Genomic DNA, 18457 nt, shown 5'->3' on the forward strand with positions numbered 1-18457 from the left:
GTTCCGCTCGTCCGCGAGTCGAACCGCGGCCCGCGCCGCGCTCTGATCCGCGCTGCCGATATTGCCGTCTGGCGAACCGCATTGGTCGGCTTCCGGATTCGTCGCGAAGCGAGACCGGTCATTTCCAGTTCGCGGACGAGCGTGCAAAAACAACACAGCCCGGCACCTTTGGGTGCCGGGCTGAAATGCGTTACCGGGCCGGGCTGAATGGCCCGGTAAGGCCGGTCGTCTGGAGATCAGACGACGGTGCGGGTGCGGGTGCGCGCGTTGCGACGCTTGAGCGCGCGGCGCTCGTCCTCGCTCATACCACCCCACACGCCGGCGTCTTGTCCGGACTTCAGGGCCCAGGACAGGCAGTCGGCGGTTACGGGGCAGCGAGCGCAGACCAGCTTGGCATCGGCAATCTGCGCGAGCGCCGGACCACTGTTACCCACGGGGAAAAACAGCTCGGGGTCCTCATCGCGACAGATGGCCTTGTGGCGCCAGTCCATTCCTCTGCTCCTTTGCTGGGCGCCGCGCAGGGCGCCGATGGTTTGTGGTTCGTTCACTTGTGCGACTCGAATGTTTCCGCACGGTTGCTTGTGAATGCTTTCACGAACACCGTAGATGTCAATAGGCACGCGGTGCACCGTGGGGAAGCTCACGCTCTGAAGGCCCCCGCTGTGGGGAAGCCTGCCCGGTCCTTTGTACTCGCTCTATCGGGATTTCGCAGCACTAACCGCGATGTTTTTCCCGGTGTTTCGCCGCTCAGCGCGGTCTCGGCGCGACGACGGCCAGGACATCGGGCACGGCAGTGAAATCCACCACGTTGCGCTTCCCGATGAAGTCGCCATCGATTTGCAGGCCGATCGGTTCTTTGGACTCGATTCGTACGGCGGGAACGTCGTCTTCGCGAAATAAATTGCGGGACTTGGGATTCCCGTTGGCCGCCAGGAGCTGGCGCGCGAGCAGGAGCGTCGGGAGGACGGCCATGGAGCGCACCGCAAACACTCCGAGGCCCGTTTCGAACCGGGTGCCGGGGTTGGTGTGCACCGGCGTGGCATTCAGATATGTCCACGGTGTGGTGTTGGTAACGAAGGCGTAATGCACCTCGTCCACGGGCTCCCGGCCGGGAATTTCGACCCGAACGCCGGGTTCCTTGCGCTTTGCCCGGAAGAATTGTCGCACTGTTGTTCGAACATAGCGTGCCGGAGTGGCGGCGCGGCCGCGGGCGCGGCTCGCGTCGATCGCCTCGCAGACGTCGGCGTCGAGTCCGACGCCTGCGCTGAAGCAGAACCAGCGGTCGTCGGCCAGCCCGAGACCGATCCGGCGATCGGCGTCCAGCGTGAGCAGGTCGATGAGCTGGTTGGTCGCGGTCACCGGGTCGGGGGAGATGCCGAGCGCCCTGGCGAAGACGTTGGCCGAGCCGCCCGGGATCACGCCCAGGCGTGGCAACCACGCTTGACCGTCGTCGAGGACGGGCAGCGGCAGGAAGCCGTTGACGGTCTCGTTGACCGTCCCATCGCCACCGTGCACGACGATCAGGTCCATCTCGTTCGTGGCTGCCCATTGGGCCAGTTCCGCGGCGTGGCCGCGATGCTGGGTATGCGCAACGGTCAGCTGAGTGCGGCTCTCCAACGCGTGCGCGAGTAGGTCCCGGGTCGCCGGTGTGGTCGAGGTGGCATTCGGGTTCACGATCAGCAGCGTCCGCACGATGGCAGCCTAGTTGGCGGCCGACCGGCCCTGGAAAAGCGGCGAGCGATGCGCCGGATGCCGTTGCCCGGCATACGCCAGGACGATGACGCGGACCAGCGGGGTCGTAGGCTTGCCGCGTGAACGAGCGTCAGCAAGGAAAGCGAGGACACCGTGCGCTGCGGCGCACGACGGAGCCGAGCGAGGCGCGATCGTGAGCGACAAGAGCGCGGCCGCGGGAACGGCGCCGACGACGGTGCGGGCGGCCGGTGGATTGGTGACGCTCGAAGGCGTCGTCGCCGTCGGCTTCGCGATCGTGCTGGTGGTGCGGGGACTGCTCGGGCACGACCAGTCCGCGACCAGCGGCTACGGCACGGCGGCCTGGTTCGGCATCCTCGGCGGGGCGGTGCTGGCCGCAGGCATCGGGCTCCTGCTGGGGAAACGCTGGGGTCGCGCCATCGCCGTCATCGCGCAGCTGCTGTTGCTCCCGGTCACCTGGTCGCTGCTCACCGACTCGCATCAGCCGGTCTACGGCACGGTGCTCGGGGTGGTCGCGGTCGCCGCGCTGGTGCTGCTGTTCGCGCCGCCGTCCACCCGCTGGATGGCGCAGGACTACGGCGTCGAACCGGAATAGTTCCCGGTGGCCGTGCGCAGCGCCGCGCGGCAGAGGTGGTCGGCGTGCCGGGTGGTCTCCGGTAGCCGGTAGCGCGGGGTCAGTGCCAGCACCTGTGCGCAGGCGGTGTCGAGGTCGATGCGGTGCCCCACGGAGACGAACACCGGCTTGACGCCGGTTCTGGTGCGCAACGCCCGTCCCACCACCGCTCCGTCGATGGTGATGTCGGTGGCCGCGCCGCGTTGCGGGCCCGGTTCGGCGTAATCGCCCCACACCGTCTTCGCCACGCCGATCGTCGGCACGCCGGTGAGCAGTCCGAGATGGCAGGCGAGGCCGAAGCGGCGCGGATGGGCGAGTCCCTGGCCGTCGCAGACCAGCAGATCCGGTGCGCTGTCGAGCTTTTCGAGCGCGGCGAGGGTGGCCGGGATCTCCCGGAAAGCCAGCAGGCTGGGCACGTACGGGAAATCGGCGACGCCGTGCGCGACCGCGGAGGCGACCGGTCGCAGGGTGTCCGCCGCCAAGACGACGACGGCCGTGGCCACGGCGCCGGTGTCGTCGTAGGCCGAGTCGAGTCCGGCCATCGTGCGGAATCGGGTACCGGGCGGGGTGACCGGAGTGACCAGCGGCCGCAATTCGTCCTGCAGGGCCATGGCCGATTCGGCAGTGGTGGGCCAGGACGCGAGATCGAGCGGGGGGAACCAGGACATCCGCGCTACCGCGCGTCGGCGGCCAGCTTGCCGAGCGCGTCGCCGGCCAGCCGATAGCCCAGCCATTCGTCCTGGGCTACGGCGCCGATCGATTCGTAGAAGTCGATCGAGGGCTTGTTCCAGGTCAGCACTGCCCAGGAGACGCGGCTGTAGCCGTGCTCGACCGCTTCCTTCGCCAGGGCTGTGAGCAGGGCCTTGCCGTAGCCCTTGCCCCTGGTCTCCGGCCGGACGTAGAGGTCCTCCAGGTAGATGCCGTGCACGCCGTCCCAGGTGGAGAAGTTGAGGAACCAGATGGCGCAGCCGAGCAGCCTCGACTCGTCCGCCACCACGTGCGCGAACACCTTCGGTTCCGCGCCGAACAGCGCGGAGCGCAGCTGCTCGGCGGTGACCGTGCACTCGTGCCGTGCCTTCTCGTAATCGGCGAGGTCGTAGATGAGGTCGACCAGGCCCGGCACGTCGGACGGGACGGCGCGGCGCAGGACGGCGGCGCCGAGGTCGACGGCGCCGAGGTCGACGGCGCCGAGGTCGACGGCGGTGGGGTCGGTGGCAGGTCGGGTCACAGTGACGCTCCGTTGTGTACCAGGTTGTGCGTGCGAATCGTGCGCGCGTCGTGTTCGTAGCCGAGCACGGTCAGCGCGCCGGTCGACATGGCGAATCGGCGGCCCTCCCGGACGTCGAATTCGGCCCAGCGGGCGATCAGCGCGCGGGAGAAGTGGCCGTGCCCCACCAGCACGATATCCCGCTCCGGCAGCGCGGGCGCCACGTCGGCCAGCACTCGGTCGGCGCGCTCGCGCACCTGCTGTGCGGTCTCACCGTCCGGGACCGGGCCGGTCCAGATGGTCCATCCGGGCGCGGACTCGCGGATCTGCGGGGTGGTCAATCCCTCGTAGGCGCCGTAGTCCCATTCGGCGAGGTCGTCGTCGACCACGGCGCCGGTGAGCCCGGCCAGCTCCGCGGTGTGCATCGCCCGTAGTCGGGGGCTGGTGCGCACCAACGGATTCCGCAATTTCAGCGTGGCGAGCAACTCGCCTGCCGTCCTGGCCTGTTCTTCGCCGCGCTCGGTGAGCGGGAGATCGGTGCGGCCGGTGTGCCGCCGCTGTGTTGACCAGCTGGTCTCGCCGTGCCGAAGCAGCACAACGCGGGCATCGTCGAGTGCGGACATGCCTCCATGATGGTCCACCGTTGATCATGGAGCGGCACTGTGGTCTCCCCGCGACGGTGACGAAGCGGACTACGATCCTGTCGGCCGCTCGATCTCGAGCACTGTCAGCGGCACCGGCCGCCAGACCTCGGCCTGGTAGTTCGCGAGCAACGGATCGCTCGTGGTCACCCATTGCGAGCTCGTCGTAGTCGGCCTTCCGCGCCGTGCACCGGCAGGTGGTCGATTTCAGCTCGATGGTGACGTCGGAGCTCGGCGGCACCAATAGATTCGCCGCGTGCCTCAGCCGAAGGCGTGCAATTCTCCGTCGCGCAGTTCCAGCACGGTGCTCCCGATCACGGTGAGCGAGATCGGGTTTCCGGTATAGCCGGGCCGGTCCACCGGAATCCGACCGGTTTCGGTTCCCGTGGCCGGATCGAGGACGGCGAGCGCGCCGGTGGTCGGCAGCAGCAGTTTGCCCGCCATCAGCGCGGGCGACCCGAGCGTGCCGCCCGCGGTCCACAGCGGGTCGAAAGTGCTGCCGTTCAAAGCGATCACGCTGTTCCCGGTGAAGACCAGATAGGCCGATCCGATGCGCGTGGTCGTGGCCGTCTGGCTCAGCGGTGCCGAAAGCTGATGCACCACAACGGCGTTGCCGTTCCCGTCATAGACGGCCAAGCGAGGCGGTACCGGCTCGGCGCCGGTCGCGGCGGGGAAGTAGAGCACGATGCGGTTGTCGGAGACCGCGAGCACCCGTGCTTCCGTGGAATCCGACCCGGGACCGGTCAATACGTGCGAGCCGAACTCCTCCGGCACCGTGTTGTCTTTGGGAGCCGGGTTGAGCACCGTCAGCCGCTCGGCCGGGTCGGTGGGGCAGCGTTCCAGCACGGCGAGCCGAGACGGACTGGAACCCGACGACAGCAGCGTGCACCCTTTGCGCGGCTGCGTCCTGACGTTCACCGGGGCGTCGACGAAGCCGTACTCCACGGTGCGCACCAGATCCGAACGCCACATCTCCAGTCGCTGCGGCCCCTGCGCCAGCAGGTAGGTGCCGTCGGCCGACAGCCGCACCTCCCGGTCCATGTAGCTGCTGCGCGCGGTGCGGCGGGCGCCGCTGTCGCCGGCCAGCATGGTGGCCTGGCTGCAGCCGCGCTCGTCGCGGTAGACCGCGATCACCATGCCGTACTGGCCCTCGACCCCGCACAGCGGCAAGTCCCGCCGGTACTTCCAGAGTTGATCGCCGGTGCGTGGGTCGCGGCCGGTGACCGTGTCGTCGTCGCCGGTCACCGCGACTCCGCCGGACACCAGCGCCCGCGTGATCGCACGGTCGGGCGCGTGCCACACCTCACGCAGCGCGGTCGGCAGCTGATCGGCCGCGACCGGGGTCGGCACCGTGGACGACGCGGTCACCGATTCGGTGCCGTGCGCGTCGCCGCGCACCCACACCACGGCTGCCGCGATCACGACGAGAACCGCGATCGCGACTGCGGAGATGATATCGGCGCGCGTCCGCCGCTCGGGTGCGAGCACGAATGCGAGACTAGCCGATCCGGGCGGTCAGGCCGACGCGGCGGCCGCGGGCTCGGCCGCGCTCCCGGCGTCCTCCGCCGCGACGTCTCCTTCGCTCGACCGACGCCGCCTGCGCCTGCGGCGAGCGGGACGGTCGGTCGTGTCGGTCCCCTCGGCGGCGCCGTGGTCGTCCGAGGCCTCTGGGCTCGACTCGTCGGTGGCGGCGCTGTCGGCGGTGTCGCCGGTCGCCTTGCGCCGCCTGCGCCTGCGGCGGGCGGGCTTGTCGGCCGCGTCGGCCTCGGGGGCTTCCTGCTCCGTGTCGATGACCTCGTCGTCCACGGCGGAGTCGGTGTCGGCCGAATCGGTGACGTTCGGTGCGCCGTCGATCGGCTTACCGCCGCGGGTGCGCTTGCGGTTGCGCTTGCGCGGGGCGCGGGCCTGGCGTTCGACCACCACCGCGTCCGGGTCGCGTTCCGGCTTCGGCTTGCGGATCACACCGGTGATGCCCTCGGGAATGCCGAGGTCGGTGTACAGGTGCGGCGAGCGCGAGTAGGTCTCGACCGGCTCGGGGATGCCGAGGCCGAGCGCGCCGTCGATCGCCGACCAGCGGTTGAGCTCGTCCCAGTCGATCAGCGTCACCGCGACGCCGGTGCGCCCGGCGCGGCCGGTGCGCCCGATCCGGTGCACGTAGGTTTTCTCGTCCTCCGGGCACTGGTAGTTGATGACGTGCGTGACGTCATCGATATCGATGCCGCGCGCCGCGACGTCGGTCGCCACCAGCACGTCGATGGTGCCCTTGCGGAACTTGGTCAGCGCCTTCTCCCGGGCGATCTGCCCCAGGTCGCCGTGCACCGCGCCGACCGCGAACCCGCGCTCGGCCAGTTCGTCGGCCACCTTCTGCGCCGTGCGCTTGGTGCGCGTGAAGATCATCGTCGCGCCGCGGCTCTCGGCCTGCAGGATCCGCGCGATCAACTCCCCCTTGTCCAGGGCGTGCGCGCGGTAGACGAACTGCGCGGTGCGGTCGTGCACCGCCGAGTCGTGCGGCTCCTCGGCCCGGATGTGCGTCGGCCGGGTCAGGAAGGTGCGCGCCAGGGTGATGATCGGCCCGGGCATGGTCGCGGAGAACAGCATGGTCTGGCGCTTGTCCGGGACCATGCCGAGAATGCGCTCGATATCCGGGAGGAAGCCCAGGTCGAGCATCTCGTCGGCCTCGTCCAGCACCAGCACGCCGATCTTGCCGAGGATCAGGTGCTGCTGGTCGGCGAGGTCCAGTAGTCGGCCCGGCGTGCCGACCACCACGTCGACGCCCGCGCGCAGCGCCGCGATCTGCGCCTCGTAGGGGCGGCCGCCGTAGATCGACGCCACGCGCAGCGGCCCCTGGTGGTTGGTCAGGTACTTGCTCGCGTTCTCCAGGTCCTGGGTGACCTGGATGCACAGCTCGCGCGTCGGCACGATGACCAGCGCGCGCGGCGTGCCGTCCAGCGGCGTCGTGCCGGATTCCGCGGTGGCGATCCGGTGCAGCAGCGGCACGCCGAATCCGAAGGTTTTACCCATGCCGGTGCGGGCCTGACCGATGAGATCTTCTCCCGCGAGCGCCAGCGGGAGGGTCAGTTCTTGAATGGCGAAAGTACGTTCGATTCCGATCTCGCCGAGTGCGCGGACGATTTCCGCGCGCACGCCCAATTCGGCGAAAGTCGGGGCGGTATGCGTTGCGTCCAGTTCGGCCGTCAACAGGGTCTCCGCCAGACCTGGTTCCTGATCGACTGTGATCTTGCTCAGGGTTCGTGCCTTCCTCGTAATCACGTCCCGCGCGCACGAGGTGGGGCGGACCGGGCGGTCCACGACGACCACGACTCCGCAGGCGATACTTCACCCGGCCACGCTCCGGATGCCGGGCGCCTGCCACAAAAGCGGCGGCTACCTCGCAAAACATCGGCGCGGCGCACTGGTGACGCGGATTGGTGCGCGCACATTTTCCTGTCCAACGAAAACTTCGCACTCGAAACCGGTCGGCAGTCGCAGCGGCGTCCCCGCGGTGTGCGTGAGCGCGACGTCCGGCGACTCTGTCGAGCGAAACTTTCCGTTGTCCGCCGCGATTGTAGCGTGATATTGTGCCGCGTTCGAATTGCCACCACGGCGCGCTATCGAAAATGCTCCGGACCCGCAGCGCGCTTTCGCCGCGCAGGGCGCCCACGTACGCTGCGCCACATGGGAATTCATCCGGCGCGGCAAATCTGGGCGACGCTCGAACCGCTACACGATGTCGTCTATTTCGGCACCGGCGTCAAGGAGGCGGGCGTCGGGATCGGATTGCGCGGCTACTGGCAGACCTACTTCGCTTTCCGCGCGGCGCCGCTGGGCGCGGTGACGCCCGCTACCGTGCAGGCGGCTTTCGCCGGTTTCCACCCCGGCATGGTGCGTCGCGCGCTGCCGGAGGCGTGGGAGCGTGCGACGCCGCAGCGCTGCCTGGCCGCTCGGCTCGAGCTGGCCACCGGTCTGCTGCGCGGCGTCGGCGCGGGTGACGCGGTGTCGGCTCGCGCGGTCGAGCTGCTGGCGCCGGTGCAGCTTGCCGCCGATCCGACGGGGCGGGCGCTGTTCGCCGCGAACGCGGCCTTGCCGCTGCCCGCCGACCCGGTGGCCGCGCTGTGGCAGCTGGCCACCTCCCTGCGTGAGCATCGCGGCGACGGCCATGTCGCGGCCCTGGTCACGCACGGTCTCAGCGGACGCCATGCGCTGGTCGTGCAGGTGGCCGCGGGAAAGGCGCCCGAATCGGTGATGCGGCCCGCGCGCGGGATGTCGGAGGCGGAATGGGCGGACGCTTTCGACGAGCTGCGGGCCCGTGGGCTGGTCGCGGGGGAGCCGGTCACTCCGACTCTCACCGGCAGCGGCGCGGAACTGCTGGCCGCGGTAGAGGCCGAGACCGACGAAGCGGCGTGGACCGGTGCGCTCGCGGTGTTGTCGGCCGACGCGATCACCGAGCTGGCCACCTCGCTCGCGCCGCTGGTGCGCAGCGTGCAGGAGTCGGTGGTTCCGCCGCTCAACCCCGTCGGCATGGGGCCGCGGTAGCGCGGCGGGCAGTTGCCTGTTACCGGCGGTACCGAGATGTGAGACTCTCTTCGCTGTGAGCCTTGCCGACACTGTCACCATCGCCGCGCGCAACGCCTGGGCGCTGACCTTCGGCTCCGGCATCGAGGCGCCGGACCCGACCCCCGCGACGATCCTGTGGGACCAGCCGCATCGGCAGCTGCGGCGGTTCGAGCGCGCGGAGGGGGATGCGGCGGAAGCGGATTCGGCCGTCCTGCTGGTCCCGCCGCTCGCCGCGCCCGCCACCTGTTTCGATCTGCGGCCCGACCAGAGCCTGGCGCGCTTCCTGCTGGAGATCGGCCGCAGCCCCTACGTCGTCGACTACGGCGAGATCACCTTCGCCGACCGGCGCATGGGCTTCGAGGACTGGATCGACGACATCCTGCCCGAGGCGGTGCTGCGGACCAGCGCCGACCGCGACGGGCGCGCGGTGGATCTGGTGGGCTGGTCGCTCGGCGGCACGCTGGCATTGCTGACCGCCGCGGCGCACGCCGAACTGCCCATCCGGTCCGTCACGGCCGTCGGCTCGCCGCTGGACTACGACCGGATGACCGGCGTGCCGCAGCTGCGCGCGGTCGCGAAACTCACCGGTGGCCGCGGCACCTCTACCGTCATCCGCGCGGCCGGTGGCGTTCCTGCGACACTGACTCGAATCGGCTACAAGGTCACCGCCTGGGATCGTGAGCTGACCCGGCCATGGTTCGTCGCGAGCAATATCGCGCGTACCGAGGCGCTGGCGAAGATGGAGACGATCGATCGGTTCATGGCCGAGATGCCCGGATATCCGGGGCGCTTCTACGGTCAGCTGTGGGGCCGGTTCATCCTGAACAACGACATCGGTCGCGGTGTCGTCCGGCTCGGCGAGCGCCGGATCGAGCTGGCGAACGTGACCGCGCCGGTGCTGCTCGTCGGTGGGCCGTCCGACGTGATCACCCCGGCTCCCGCCGTCGAGGGAGGCGTGCCCCTGCTCACGGGAGCGGCCATGGTCCGTTACGAGACCGCGCCCGGCAGCCACCTCGGCATCCTGGCCGCGCCGACCGCACGTGACACGACATGGAGTTACCTCGAGAAGTTCCTTGCCGAGACCTCCTGAGTCGCGGTGAGTATTACGCTGGGGCGCATGGGAGCACAGTCACCTGCCGCGTTAGGTGTTTCGTCGACCGACCCAGCAAGCCTTTCCATCCCCGCGAGCCATCCCGGCGTGACCGACCTGTTCGCGGTGCTCGCCTACGGCGAGATATCCGCGTTCTACCGGCTGGCCGAGGAGGCCAAGCTGTCGCCGTCGCTGCGGGGCAAGGTGGCGGTCGCGAAGATGGCCGCGGCCGAGATGGAGCATTTCAAGACGCTGGAGTCCGCGCTGGCCGCGCGCGGCGCCGGCGTCTTCGACGCGATGGCGCCGTTCGTGCGCGCGCTGGACGACTACCACGCGTCCACCGACCCGTCGACGTGGCTCGAGTCGATGGTGAAGTTCTACGTCGGTGACGGCATCGCCGCGGACTTCTACACCGAGATCGCGGGCGCGCTGACCCCCGACGTCGCCGCGGTGGTCCGCGATGTGCTCGCCGAGACCAGGCATTCCGAGTTCGTCGTCGAGGAGGTGCGCCGGGCGGTCACCGAGAGCCGCTCCGAGCGCGACCGGCTCACGCTGTGGGGCAGGCGGCTGCTCGGTGAGGCGATCACCCAGGCGCAGTTCGTCATGGCGCAGCGCGACGAACTCACGGATCTGGTGCTCACCGCCACCGGCGATCTCAACGGCATCGCGGCGCTGTTCGAGCGGATGCAGGACAGCCACGCCGAGCGCATGGCGGTCCTCGGCATCTGAGCTACTCGTTCGCCGCGCGGTTGGGCACCAGCCGCAAACCGGGCGCGTGGATGCTCGCCCGGTCGATCAGCCAGACCACGACGCTCTGGTCCCTGCGGTCGGCTTCCAACATCTCGAACGGGACCTCGACCATGCCGTGCACGGGATGGTCGAGGTGCAGCGTGCCGGAGCCGGGCGCACCGACCCGATGCGGCTTCCAGCGGCCGGCGAAATCGGGGAGCCCGCGCAGCGCCTCGATCGTCTCGAGCAGCGCCGCATCGCCGGGCCAATGGAGTTTGGCGCGGCAGAGGGCGGCGGTGAAGGTGTCGGCGGCTTCCTCCCAGTTGCGCAGGACGCGCCGCGCGGCGGGATGCACGAAGGTGTACCAGGCGAGATTGGGCTGATCCGGTCCGTCCAGCAGACCCAGCGGGGCGACGAAATCGGCCCACGCCTGGTTCCAGCCCAGCACGTTCAGTCTGCGGCCGACCACGAAGGCCGGTGTCGGCTGCAACGCGTGCAGGATCGTCTCGATCGTCGGGGCCACCTGCTCCGCGGCGGATTCGCTCCCGGGGCAACGGGTTTCGTTACCGGAGGTCATCGCGAGCATGCCGAAGTACTGGCGGTCGTCGCCGCGCAGCAGCAGCGCGTCGGCCAACGCGTCGATCACCGCGAGCGACGGATTGGTGTCGCGGCCCTGCTCCAGCCGGGCCAGGTAGTCGGCGCTGACGCCCGCGCGCACCGCGACCTCCTCGCGACGTAGCCCAGGTGTCCGGCGCCGGCCGCCCTCGGGCAAGCCGACATCCGACGGCCGCAGCTCGGCGCGCCGGGCGATGAGGAACTCCGCGAATCCGTTGCTTGCCATAGATCCCATCGTGCCCGGTCCGAGGACGGTTATCCGCGCCCTGTCAGGTCCAGGATAACGGCGGTCTGGCTACCGGACCGCGGTCCGGTCATTGTCGGAGGCATGACATCTACCTCGGAATCCACCACGCTGAAAACCGGTTCGTGGGCACTCGACGCCGCGCACTCCTCGGTCGCCTTCACCATTCGCCATCTCGGCATCTCCAAGGTCCGTGGCGGATTCAACCGGTTCGAGACCGAATTCGTGGTCGACGAATCGGGCGCGGCCACCGTCGGCGCGACGATCTACCTCGACTCCTTCGACACCGGAAACGCCGATCGGGACGCGCACATCCGCACCGCCGATTTCCTCGACGTCGCCAATCGCCCCACGCTGACCTTCCGCGCCGACCATCCCGTGGTCGTCGCCGAGACCTTCGAGGTCGAGGGGCAGGCCACGCTCGGCGCGATCACCAAGCCCGTCACGCTGGAGGTCGAGTGGGGCGGTGTGCAGGACTTCGGTCCCACCGGCGACCGGCACGCGGGTTTCTCCGCCACCGGCACCATCAAGCGCACCGACTTCGGCGTCGGCGGAGCTCTGCCCGGCATGCTGAGCGACACGGTCAAGATCGAACTGGAGATCCAGCTCGTCGAGCCCAAGTGAGCGCCCCCGGCGGCCCGCACTAGCCTTGGAACCGACAGCACAGGACTCTCAGGTTCGGAGGTTGGCCGTGGAGGTCAAGATCGGTATTTCGGATAGCCCGCGCGAGCTGGTGATCAGCAGCGCGCAGACCCAGGAAGAGGTCGAGGCGCTGGTGTCCGGTGCGCTCGGCGGCGACGATGGCGTCCTGACGCTCACCGACGAGAAGGGCCGCAAGTTCCTGATCCAGGCTTCGAAGGTCGCCTACGTCGAGATCGGCTCGACCACCGGCGGCCGCGTCGGTTTCGCCGCCGTCTGACTTCCGGCTTCCCGCCGAAACGCAGCGAGCCCCTGCCCCCGATCGGTCGGGGGCAGGGGCTCGCTCGTCGTCGTGACCGCGCTCAGTCGATCGGGTGCAGCGGCACGTGCTTCAGTCCGCCCCAGGCGAGCGAGACGGTGGTGTCGACCGCCTCCTCCTTCGGGATCGGCCGGTCGGCCTCCAGCCAGTACCGTGCGGTGAACTGGCTCGCGCCGACCAGGCCCACGGCCAGGATGCGGGCCCGGTAGGGATCGAGGCCCGAGTCGTGCGCGACGAGGTCGAAGACCGCGTCCACACAGGCCTCTGTGGCCTGCTCGACGCGGCGCTGCACCTGCGGCTCGCTGGTCAGGTCGGACTCGAAGACCAGGCGGAAGCCTTGCATCTCGTTGTCCACGAAATCGAAGTACGCCTGCACCGCCGCGCGCACGCGCTGCTTGTTGTCGGTGGTGGAGCGCAGCGCCTGGCGCACGCTGGACACCAGCATGTCGACGTAGTTCTGTAGCACCGCGAGATACAGCTCGAGCTTGCTGGTGAAGTGCTGATACAGCACCGGCTTGCTCACTCCGGCGCACTGCGAGATCTCGTCCATGCCGGCGGCGTGATAACCGCGCTGCACGAAGACTTCGCTTGCCGCCGCGAGTAGCTGTAGACGTCGCTCGTCGCGCGGAAGCCGGGTACCGCGTTTGGCGGGCTCGGACGACGATCTACGGGACGTCATCCGGTCCACGAGGTCAGTCATTTCGGCTCTCCCAGTCGATTCCCCGGCAAAGGGGTGTGCACCGGGTTATCTCAAGAACGATACCCGGTTGTCGCCCGCCCGCGGATCGGGGCCGGGCAACTGGTGCCACCCGGAGACACATTGTCGCACCGACGGGCCCGCTGGTATGCCCGCAGGTGGGGATTCGCCGCTGTGAGACGCTGGTGAACGTGACCGACCGACCGGAAAGACCCCCCGGCGGGCGGCGCGGTGCGCGTCGCCCGGCTGGCTCCGGCGCGCCCGGTTCCGTAGGGTCGGACGGCGTGGCGAGAACCTGGCCAGTGGCGCGATCCGGTGAGGCGGCTCGGACCGGCGCAGCCAAGCGGTCCGGGGCGGGCGGCGGGTCGCCCGGCCGGGAGACAAGTGAACGCGTGCGCGGCAAACCGCCTGAACCTCCTGCGCCCCAGCCGGATTCAGCCTTGGCGCAGCTCGAACACGATGGCGCCGAGGTCTACGATCCGCTCGGTCTGTACTCGCACAAGGCCGAGCGATCCCACCAACCGCTGCGCGCCCGCTGGGATCCCACCGCTCCCGACGAGGGCAGGATGAGGTCGCGTCCCGAGCGGGATGCCAAGAAGCAGAGCGCACTGGGCAGATTCGTCTCGACCTACGGCTGGCGGGCGTACGCGTTGCCGGTGCTGGTCGTGATCACCGTTCTGGTGGTGGTCGACGCGATCCGCGCCACCGACGACATCAACGCCGCGGGCTCGGATCCTGGGCTCGGTCGACTCAGTCCGGCCACCGCGACCGCGGGCATCATCGGCGCTCCGCCGGGTGACGGGCAGTTTCCCACCGACCTGCCGACCGGGGCTCTTCCGGAAGGCGGCGCCTTCGCCGAGTCCGGTGCGGGCGTCTGGCATGTAGTGCCCGGCACGACCGCCCAGATCGGCACCGGCACCGCGACCGCCTTCCGCTACACCGTGGAAATCGAGAACGGCGTGGACACTTCCGGCCTGGGCGGGGACGAGGCCGTCGCCAAGATGATCGATTCCACGCTGGCCAACCCGAAGAGCTGGACGCACGACCCCAAGTTCGCGTTCCGCCGGGTCGACCAGGGCGAGGTGGACTTCCGCGTCTCGCTCACCTCACGGGGATCCAGCCGCAAGGAATGCGGTTTCGACATCCCGATCGATACCTCCTGCTACAACGCCGACGATCGCCGCGTCGTGCTGTCGGAGGTCAGGTGGGTGCGCGGCGCGCTCGCGTTCGAAGGCGATATCGGGTCCTATCGGCAGTACCAGATCAACCACGAGGTCGGCCACGCCATCGGCTACCACCAGCATCAGGCGTGCGACACCGACGGCGGGCTGGCGCCGGTGATGATGCAGCAGACCTTCGGCACCCGCAACGACGACATCGCCGCACTCGATCCGCACGGCGTGGTGCCGATGGACGGCAAGCGCTGCCGGTTCAACCCCTGGCCCTACCCCCGGGGATAGTGATTGCGCCGGACGGGGTGCTTGTCGCGGTGCGGCGGGTATACGGAACGATGGGCGGGAAGAACGGCCCGGTCGTCGGTGTTGCACAGTTGAACCAACCCGCCGAGGGCGTCATACCGCCGCAGCGATCGGCCAAGCGATTCGAGGAGTCCTGGACGTGTCATCACCCAAGTCCCTGCCGCCACTTGTCGAGCCGGCCGCGGAGCTGACCAGGGATGAGGTAGCCCGCTACAGCCGACACCTGATCATCCCCGATCTCGGCGTGGACGGGCAGAAACGTCTGAAGAACGCCAAAGTGCTGGTGATCGGCGCGGGTGGCCTCGGATCGCCCGCCCTGTTGTACTTGGCCGCCGCGGGCGTGGGCACGCTCGGCATCGTCGAGTTCGACGAGGTCGACGCCTCGAACCTGCAGCGTCAGGTCATCCACGGCGAATCCGACATCGGCCGCCCGAAGGCCGACAGCGCGCGCGACTCGATCCTGGAGATCAACTCCGGCATCGATGTGCGGTTGCACAAGATCCGGCTGGAACCGGAGAACGCGGTGGAACTGTTCCGCGAGTACGACCTGATCGTCGACGGCACCGACAACTTCGCCACCCGGTACCTGGTCAACGACGCCGCGGTGCTGGCGGGCAAGCCGTACGTGTGGGGCTCGATCTACCGCTTCGAGGGCCAGGTCTCGGTGTTCTGGGAGGACGCCCCGGACGGGCGCGGCATCAACTACCGCGACCTGTACCCGGAGGCCCCGCCGCCCGGCATGGTTCCGTCCTGCGCCGAGGGCGGCGTGCTCGGCGTGCTGTGCGCGTCCATCGGTTCGGTGATGGTCACCGAGGCGATCAAGCTGATCACCGGCATCGGTGAGCCGCTGCTCGGCCGTCTGATGGTGTACGACGCACTGGACATGAACTACCGGACCATCAAGCTGCGCCGCGACCCGGAGCGTCAGCCGATCACCGAGCTGATCGACTACGAGGCGTTCTGCGGCGTGGTGTCGGAGGAGGGCCAGGCGGCCGCGGCCGGGTCCACCATCACCGCGCGCGAGCTCGAGGAGCTGCTGGCGTCGGGCAAGGACATCGAGCTGATCGACGTGCGCGAGCCGGTCGAGTGGGACATCGTGCACATCGAGGGCGCGAAGCTCATTCCCAAGGACCGCATCCTGTCCGGTGAGGCGCTGTCCGAACTGCCCCAGAACCGTCCGATCGTGCTGCACTGCAAGACCGGAGTGCGCTCCGCCGAGGCCCTGGCCGCGCTCAAGCGCGCGGGCTTCTCCGACGCCACCCATCTGCAAGGCGGCGTGATCGCCTGGGCCAACCAGGTGGACAAGTCGCTGCCGGTGTACTGAGTCACGGCGCGCCGGAGGCGCGCCGAAATCGACGCAGCGTAGCGTACGGCCGTGACTTCTGTGGAACCTCCCGAGCATGTGCGTGCCACGTTCGGTCTGCGCGAAGTGACCCCGGTTTCGCTCGGCGACTGGGAAGGCGGCTGGCGCTTGGGCGACGTGGTGCTCAGTCCGGTCACCGATCACGCGCGTGCGGCGTGGTCGGCGAAGGTCCGTGAGGCGTTGAAGGTTGACGGCCTGCGGCTGGCCCGTCCGGTGCGGGCGACCGACGGTCGCTATGTGGTGTCCGGCTGGCGCGCGGACACCTACCTGGAGGGCATCCCGGAACCACGGCACGACGAGGTGGTCTCGGTGTCCCTGCGCCTGCACAAGGCGACGGAGAAGCTGGAGCGTCCGCGCTTCCTCGCTCAGCCGCCGGTGGTGCCGTGGGTGGACATCGACGTGTTCGTCGCGGCCGATCGCGCCGCCTGGGAGCCGGTGCCGCTGCGCAGTCTGCGCGCGGGCGGCGCGTCGCTGTCGACCTCCCCGGACGGGCGGCGCAGCATCGAACTGATCGGCCAACTGGCCACCCTCCGCAAGCCGGTGCAGTCGCCTCCGCAGCTGGTGCACGGCGACCTGTTCGGCACCGTGTTGTTCGCGGGCGCGCAGACCCCCGGGCTCACCGACCTCACCCCGTACTGGCGGCCGGTGCCCTGGGCAGCGGCGGTGGTCGTGGTGGACGCACTCTCCTGGGGCGGCGCGGACGACGGCTTACTCGATCGTTGGTCGGACTTGCCGGAGTGGCCGCAGATGTTGTTGCGCGCGGTGATGTTCCGGCTCGCGGTGCACGCGCTGCATCCGCGCTCGACCCCCCAGGCGTTCCCAGGTTTGGCGCGCACGGCGGATATGGTACGACTCACCCTTTGAGAGTGAAGTTGCTCTCGGACAACATATTCGGCACCACGGAACCGGCTCGCAGGTCCGGTGGGCAGCTCATCCGGCTTTCGGACGGACTTGTCGGCATTGCCAATGTCGGGAATGCCCGATACTCGCGATGAGGCATGTGCGCCGCATGTGCCGGGTGACTCTCGCCGAGAGAGGTTTACGGATGCTGTTTGTTGTCCTGCGGGAATCGGCCGTGTGGACTGCGCGGAGCGGAGGGCGTGCATGACGACGCTCGCCGACCTGGATCTCCCCGACCTTCCGCATCCCGCCTATGCCAGTGGCGGTCTCAACGCGGTCGTCGACGCGGCGAATGTGTACATGCAGAATGCGGTCTTGCTGTTCGCGTCCGGCTGGGAGGGCGGGCAGCCGGACATGATCGCTTGGCTGGGGGACAAGAAGCTGCTGAGCGCGGACGGCAAAAAGCTCACCAAGGATGGTGCTCAGACGCTCGAGTCCGGATCGTCGGTGCTGGTCGACAACTACGACAAGCAGCGCGGTGCGTTCCTGGACAAAACGTCACAACTGCAAGCTCAGAACGACGGCGTGAACGAACGGGCCATCGCGAGCTTCGACACCTCGAATAAGGCGTTCCAGGATGTCAAAGAGATCGTGAACGGGCTCAAATCCGAACTCAGCCGCGAACCCGGGGAGCACCAGTTGACCCGGCTGCCCGATGGCAACTTGCACCTGACCCCCGCCGAGGAGAACCGGCTGCTACAGCTGATCCTGGAGGGCGTGGACCGTGTGCACGACACGATCGAAGACGCGGACGACGGCATGCGAAGGGACGCGGGCAATATCTACAAGATGATTCCGGACCTCCCGCGCAACCCCTACGGAAATGCGCCGGACGCGGGGAACCGGGCTGCGTGGGCGCTGCCCGCGAGCGATGCCACCTGGACCAACGGCACCGGGACCACGGACGATATCGTCGCGAAGGCTCGGGAGCAACTAAAACTCGGGGTATCCGAACGTAATGGCGACAATTCCCCGGTGTACTACGACAAGGATGGCGTGGCCCACAAGGTTCCGTACAACATCGGTGACGCGTGGTGCGCTGCCTTCTCCACCTGGGTATGGGATAAGGCGGGTTACAACGTCCATTGGACCAATCCGAACTACGTGCCCTCCATCTGGAACGACGCCAAGCACATGGGGTTGGCGGCGAATATCTCGAGTGCGCAAAAGGGGGACATGATCATCTTCGACTGGGAGGGCGACGGAACCCCCGACCATGTCGGAATCGTGGAGTCCGTGGATCCCAGAACCGGCCAGATCACCACCATCGAAGGAAATTCCAGCGACCGCTTGAAATCCAACCACTATTCCATGAACGCGGGATCGCTCGTCGGCGTGGTCAAACCACCGTCCAACCAGGCAAGAGCGTCCTGACGATACCGGTGCGCCGCGCACGGGCCATTGCGACAGCTTCGTGCGCGGCGCGCCGATCAATGTGCTGCAGGATCAACTCGAGAGGTCGTTCACCGAAGCGGACTCATTGCCGGACAGCTTGATTCCCAAATTGGCGGCGGTGCGATCCACCTCGTCGTCGGCGTGCTGGAACTCGATGGCCGAGCCCGCCGACAGCACTTCGACGTTGAGGCACAGCGACTGGAGTTCCTTGAGCAGGACCTTGAACGATTCCGGAATGCCCGGCTCCGGGATGTTCTCGCCCT

At 68.7% G+C, this 18457-nt stretch carries 20 protein-coding genes; 10 read left to right on the plus strand and 10 right to left on the minus strand.

Annotation, left to right across the window (positions count from 1 at the left end; translation table 11 throughout):
* Nucleotides 1–236: 236 nt before the first annotated feature.
* Together ACFV2O_RS30665 and ACFV2O_RS30670 are read right to left on the minus strand one after the other, a co-directional pair.
* Complete coding sequence (locus ACFV2O_RS30665) at nucleotides 237–491, minus strand: WhiB family transcriptional regulator (protein WP_011211115.1); 255 nt, start codon at nucleotides 489–491, stop codon at nucleotides 237–239.
* 256 nt (nucleotides 492–747) lie between these two features.
* Entirely contained in the window at nucleotides 748–1692 is a 945-nt protein-coding gene (locus tag ACFV2O_RS30670) for a diacylglycerol/lipid kinase family protein (RefSeq protein ID WP_379254946.1), read from the minus strand.
* Between the two features lie 193 nt (nucleotides 1693–1885).
* On the opposite strand from ACFV2O_RS30670, the gene ACFV2O_RS30675 reads away from it, so the two are divergent.
* Nucleotides 1886–2305 carry a hypothetical protein gene (locus tag ACFV2O_RS30675; RefSeq protein ID WP_039800324.1) on the plus strand — a complete coding sequence of 140 codons (420 nt, stop codon included), beginning with the start codon at nucleotides 1886–1888 and terminating at the stop codon, nucleotides 2303–2305.
* On the opposite strand, the gene ACFV2O_RS30680 is transcribed toward ACFV2O_RS30675, so the two are convergent.
* From ACFV2O_RS30680 to ACFV2O_RS30700, 5 genes are all read right to left on the minus strand, one after another.
* Complete coding sequence (locus ACFV2O_RS30680; protein ID WP_379254948.1) at nucleotides 2284–2991, minus strand: endonuclease V; 708 nt, start codon at nucleotides 2989–2991, stop codon at nucleotides 2284–2286. The two genes, ACFV2O_RS30675 and ACFV2O_RS30680, sit on opposite strands and share 22 nt — an antisense overlap.
* 5 nt (nucleotides 2992–2996) lie before the next feature.
* Nucleotides 2997–3470 carry a GNAT family N-acetyltransferase gene (locus tag ACFV2O_RS30685; protein WP_379254975.1) on the minus strand — a complete coding sequence of 158 codons (474 nt, stop codon included), beginning with the start codon at nucleotides 3468–3470 and terminating at the stop codon, nucleotides 2997–2999.
* Between the two features lie 77 nt (nucleotides 3471–3547).
* On the minus strand, nucleotides 3548–4153 hold the full coding sequence (locus ACFV2O_RS30690; RefSeq protein ID WP_379254949.1) for an acid phosphatase: 606 nt from the start codon (nucleotides 4151–4153) through the stop codon (nucleotides 3548–3550).
* A 279-nt stretch (nucleotides 4154–4432) separates the two neighbouring features.
* Nucleotides 4433–5659, minus strand: coding sequence for a hypothetical protein (locus ACFV2O_RS30695; protein WP_379254951.1), 1227 nt, complete (start codon nucleotides 5657–5659; stop codon nucleotides 4433–4435).
* A 27-nt stretch (nucleotides 5660–5686) separates the two neighbouring features.
* Complete coding sequence (locus ACFV2O_RS30700; protein WP_379254977.1) at nucleotides 5687–7438, minus strand: DEAD/DEAH box helicase; 1752 nt, start codon at nucleotides 7436–7438, stop codon at nucleotides 5687–5689.
* A 408-nt stretch (nucleotides 7439–7846) separates the two neighbouring features.
* Between ACFV2O_RS30700 and ACFV2O_RS30705 the strand changes: the two genes are divergently transcribed.
* From ACFV2O_RS30705 to ACFV2O_RS30715, 3 genes are read left to right on the plus strand one after another with little or no spacing between them, the layout of a single operon-like run.
* On the plus strand, nucleotides 7847–8704 hold the full coding sequence (locus ACFV2O_RS30705; RefSeq protein WP_379254953.1) for a hypothetical protein: 858 nt from the start codon (nucleotides 7847–7849) through the stop codon (nucleotides 8702–8704).
* A 55-nt stretch (nucleotides 8705–8759) separates the two neighbouring features.
* A complete protein-coding gene (locus ACFV2O_RS30710) occupies nucleotides 8760–9815 on the plus strand; it encodes an alpha/beta hydrolase (protein ID WP_379254955.1) in 1056 nt (351 codons plus the stop codon).
* A gap of 27 nt (nucleotides 9816–9842) precedes the next feature.
* A complete protein-coding gene (locus tag ACFV2O_RS30715; RefSeq protein WP_379254957.1) occupies nucleotides 9843–10544 on the plus strand; it encodes a ferritin-like fold-containing protein in 702 nt (233 codons plus the stop codon).
* A gap of 1 nt (nucleotide 10545) precedes the next feature.
* Here the strand turns inward: ACFV2O_RS30715 and ACFV2O_RS30720 are convergent, their stop codons facing one another.
* Complete coding sequence (locus ACFV2O_RS30720; RefSeq protein ID WP_355077084.1) at nucleotides 10546–11385, minus strand: helix-turn-helix transcriptional regulator; 840 nt, start codon at nucleotides 11383–11385, stop codon at nucleotides 10546–10548.
* Nucleotides 11386–11487: 102 nt separating this feature from the next.
* Between ACFV2O_RS30720 and ACFV2O_RS30725 the strand changes: the two genes are divergently transcribed.
* Complete coding sequence (locus ACFV2O_RS30725) at nucleotides 11488–12027, plus strand: YceI family protein (RefSeq protein WP_355077082.1); 540 nt, start codon at nucleotides 11488–11490, stop codon at nucleotides 12025–12027.
* Nucleotides 12028–12094: 67 nt separating this feature from the next.
* Entirely contained in the window at nucleotides 12095–12322 is a 228-nt protein-coding gene (locus ACFV2O_RS30730) for a DUF3107 domain-containing protein (RefSeq protein WP_355077360.1), read from the plus strand.
* An 82-nt stretch (nucleotides 12323–12404) separates the two neighbouring features.
* Here ACFV2O_RS30730 and ACFV2O_RS30735 read toward each other — a convergent pair whose 3' ends face one another.
* Complete coding sequence (locus ACFV2O_RS30735; protein ID WP_039800303.1) at nucleotides 12405–13061, minus strand: TetR/AcrR family transcriptional regulator; 657 nt, start codon at nucleotides 13059–13061, stop codon at nucleotides 12405–12407.
* A gap of 437 nt (nucleotides 13062–13498) precedes the next feature.
* Here ACFV2O_RS30735 and ACFV2O_RS30740 point away from each other — a divergent pair, with 437 nt between their 5' ends.
* The 4 genes from ACFV2O_RS30740 (at nucleotide 13499) to ACFV2O_RS30755 (ending at nucleotide 18173) form a co-directional block, all read left to right on the plus strand.
* Nucleotides 13499–14518: a DUF3152 domain-containing protein gene (locus tag ACFV2O_RS30740; protein WP_379254960.1), complete on the plus strand. Its 1020-nt coding sequence runs from the start codon at nucleotides 13499–13501 to the stop codon at nucleotides 14516–14518.
* Nucleotides 14519–14675: 157 nt separating this feature from the next.
* Nucleotides 14676–15860 carry an adenylyltransferase/sulfurtransferase MoeZ gene (gene moeZ, locus ACFV2O_RS30745; RefSeq protein ID WP_364439028.1) on the plus strand — a complete coding sequence of 395 codons (1185 nt, stop codon included), beginning with the start codon at nucleotides 14676–14678 and terminating at the stop codon, nucleotides 15858–15860.
* Between the two features lie 51 nt (nucleotides 15861–15911).
* Nucleotides 15912–16763 carry a TIGR02569 family protein gene (locus ACFV2O_RS30750; protein ID WP_364439025.1) on the plus strand — a complete coding sequence of 284 codons (852 nt, stop codon included), beginning with the start codon at nucleotides 15912–15914 and terminating at the stop codon, nucleotides 16761–16763.
* 240 nt (nucleotides 16764–17003) lie between these two features.
* Nucleotides 17004–18173 carry a CHAP domain-containing protein gene (locus ACFV2O_RS30755; RefSeq protein WP_379254961.1) on the plus strand — a complete coding sequence of 390 codons (1170 nt, stop codon included), beginning with the start codon at nucleotides 17004–17006 and terminating at the stop codon, nucleotides 18171–18173.
* 72 nt (nucleotides 18174–18245) lie between these two features.
* Here the strand turns inward: ACFV2O_RS30755 and ACFV2O_RS30760 are convergent.
* Nucleotides 18246–18457, minus strand: a 212-nt coding sequence (locus ACFV2O_RS30760) for a hypothetical protein (RefSeq protein ID WP_356967402.1), incomplete at its 5' end; no start/stop codon positions are given.

The sequence above is a fragment of the Nocardia sp. NPDC059691 genome (genome assembly GCF_042733915.1).
Lineage (GTDB): Bacteria > Actinomycetota > Actinomycetes > Mycobacteriales > Mycobacteriaceae > Nocardia > Nocardia sichangensis.

Excerpts from the sequence above, each read along its gene's own strand:
- ACFV2O_RS30755 (WP_379254961.1), top strand. The coding sequence starts at position 17,004 with ATGACGACGCTCGCCGACCTGGATCTCCCCGACCTTCCGCATCCCGCC.
- ACFV2O_RS30665 (WP_011211115.1), bottom strand. The coding sequence starts at position 491 with ATGGACTGGCGCCACAAGGCCATCTGTCGCGATGAGGACCCCGAGCTG.
- ACFV2O_RS30720 (WP_355077084.1), bottom strand. The coding sequence starts at position 11,385 with ATGGCAAGCAACGGATTCGCGGAGTTCCTCATCGCCCGGCGCGCCGAG.
- ACFV2O_RS30725 (WP_355077082.1), top strand. The coding sequence starts at position 11,488 with ATGACATCTACCTCGGAATCCACCACGCTGAAAACCGGTTCGTGGGCA.
- ACFV2O_RS30715 (WP_379254957.1), top strand. The coding sequence starts at position 9,843 with ATGGGAGCACAGTCACCTGCCGCGTTAGGTGTTTCGTCGACCGACCCA.
- ACFV2O_RS30690 (WP_379254949.1), bottom strand. The coding sequence starts at position 4,153 with ATGTCCGCACTCGACGATGCCCGCGTTGTGCTGCTTCGGCACGGCGAG.
- ACFV2O_RS30680 (WP_379254948.1), bottom strand. The coding sequence starts at position 2,991 with ATGTCCTGGTTCCCCCCGCTCGATCTCGCGTCCTGGCCCACCACTGCC.
- ACFV2O_RS30705 (WP_379254953.1), top strand. The coding sequence starts at position 7,847 with ATGGGAATTCATCCGGCGCGGCAAATCTGGGCGACGCTCGAACCGCTA.
- ACFV2O_RS30735 (WP_039800303.1), bottom strand. The coding sequence starts at position 13,061 with ATGACTGACCTCGTGGACCGGATGACGTCCCGTAGATCGTCGTCCGAG.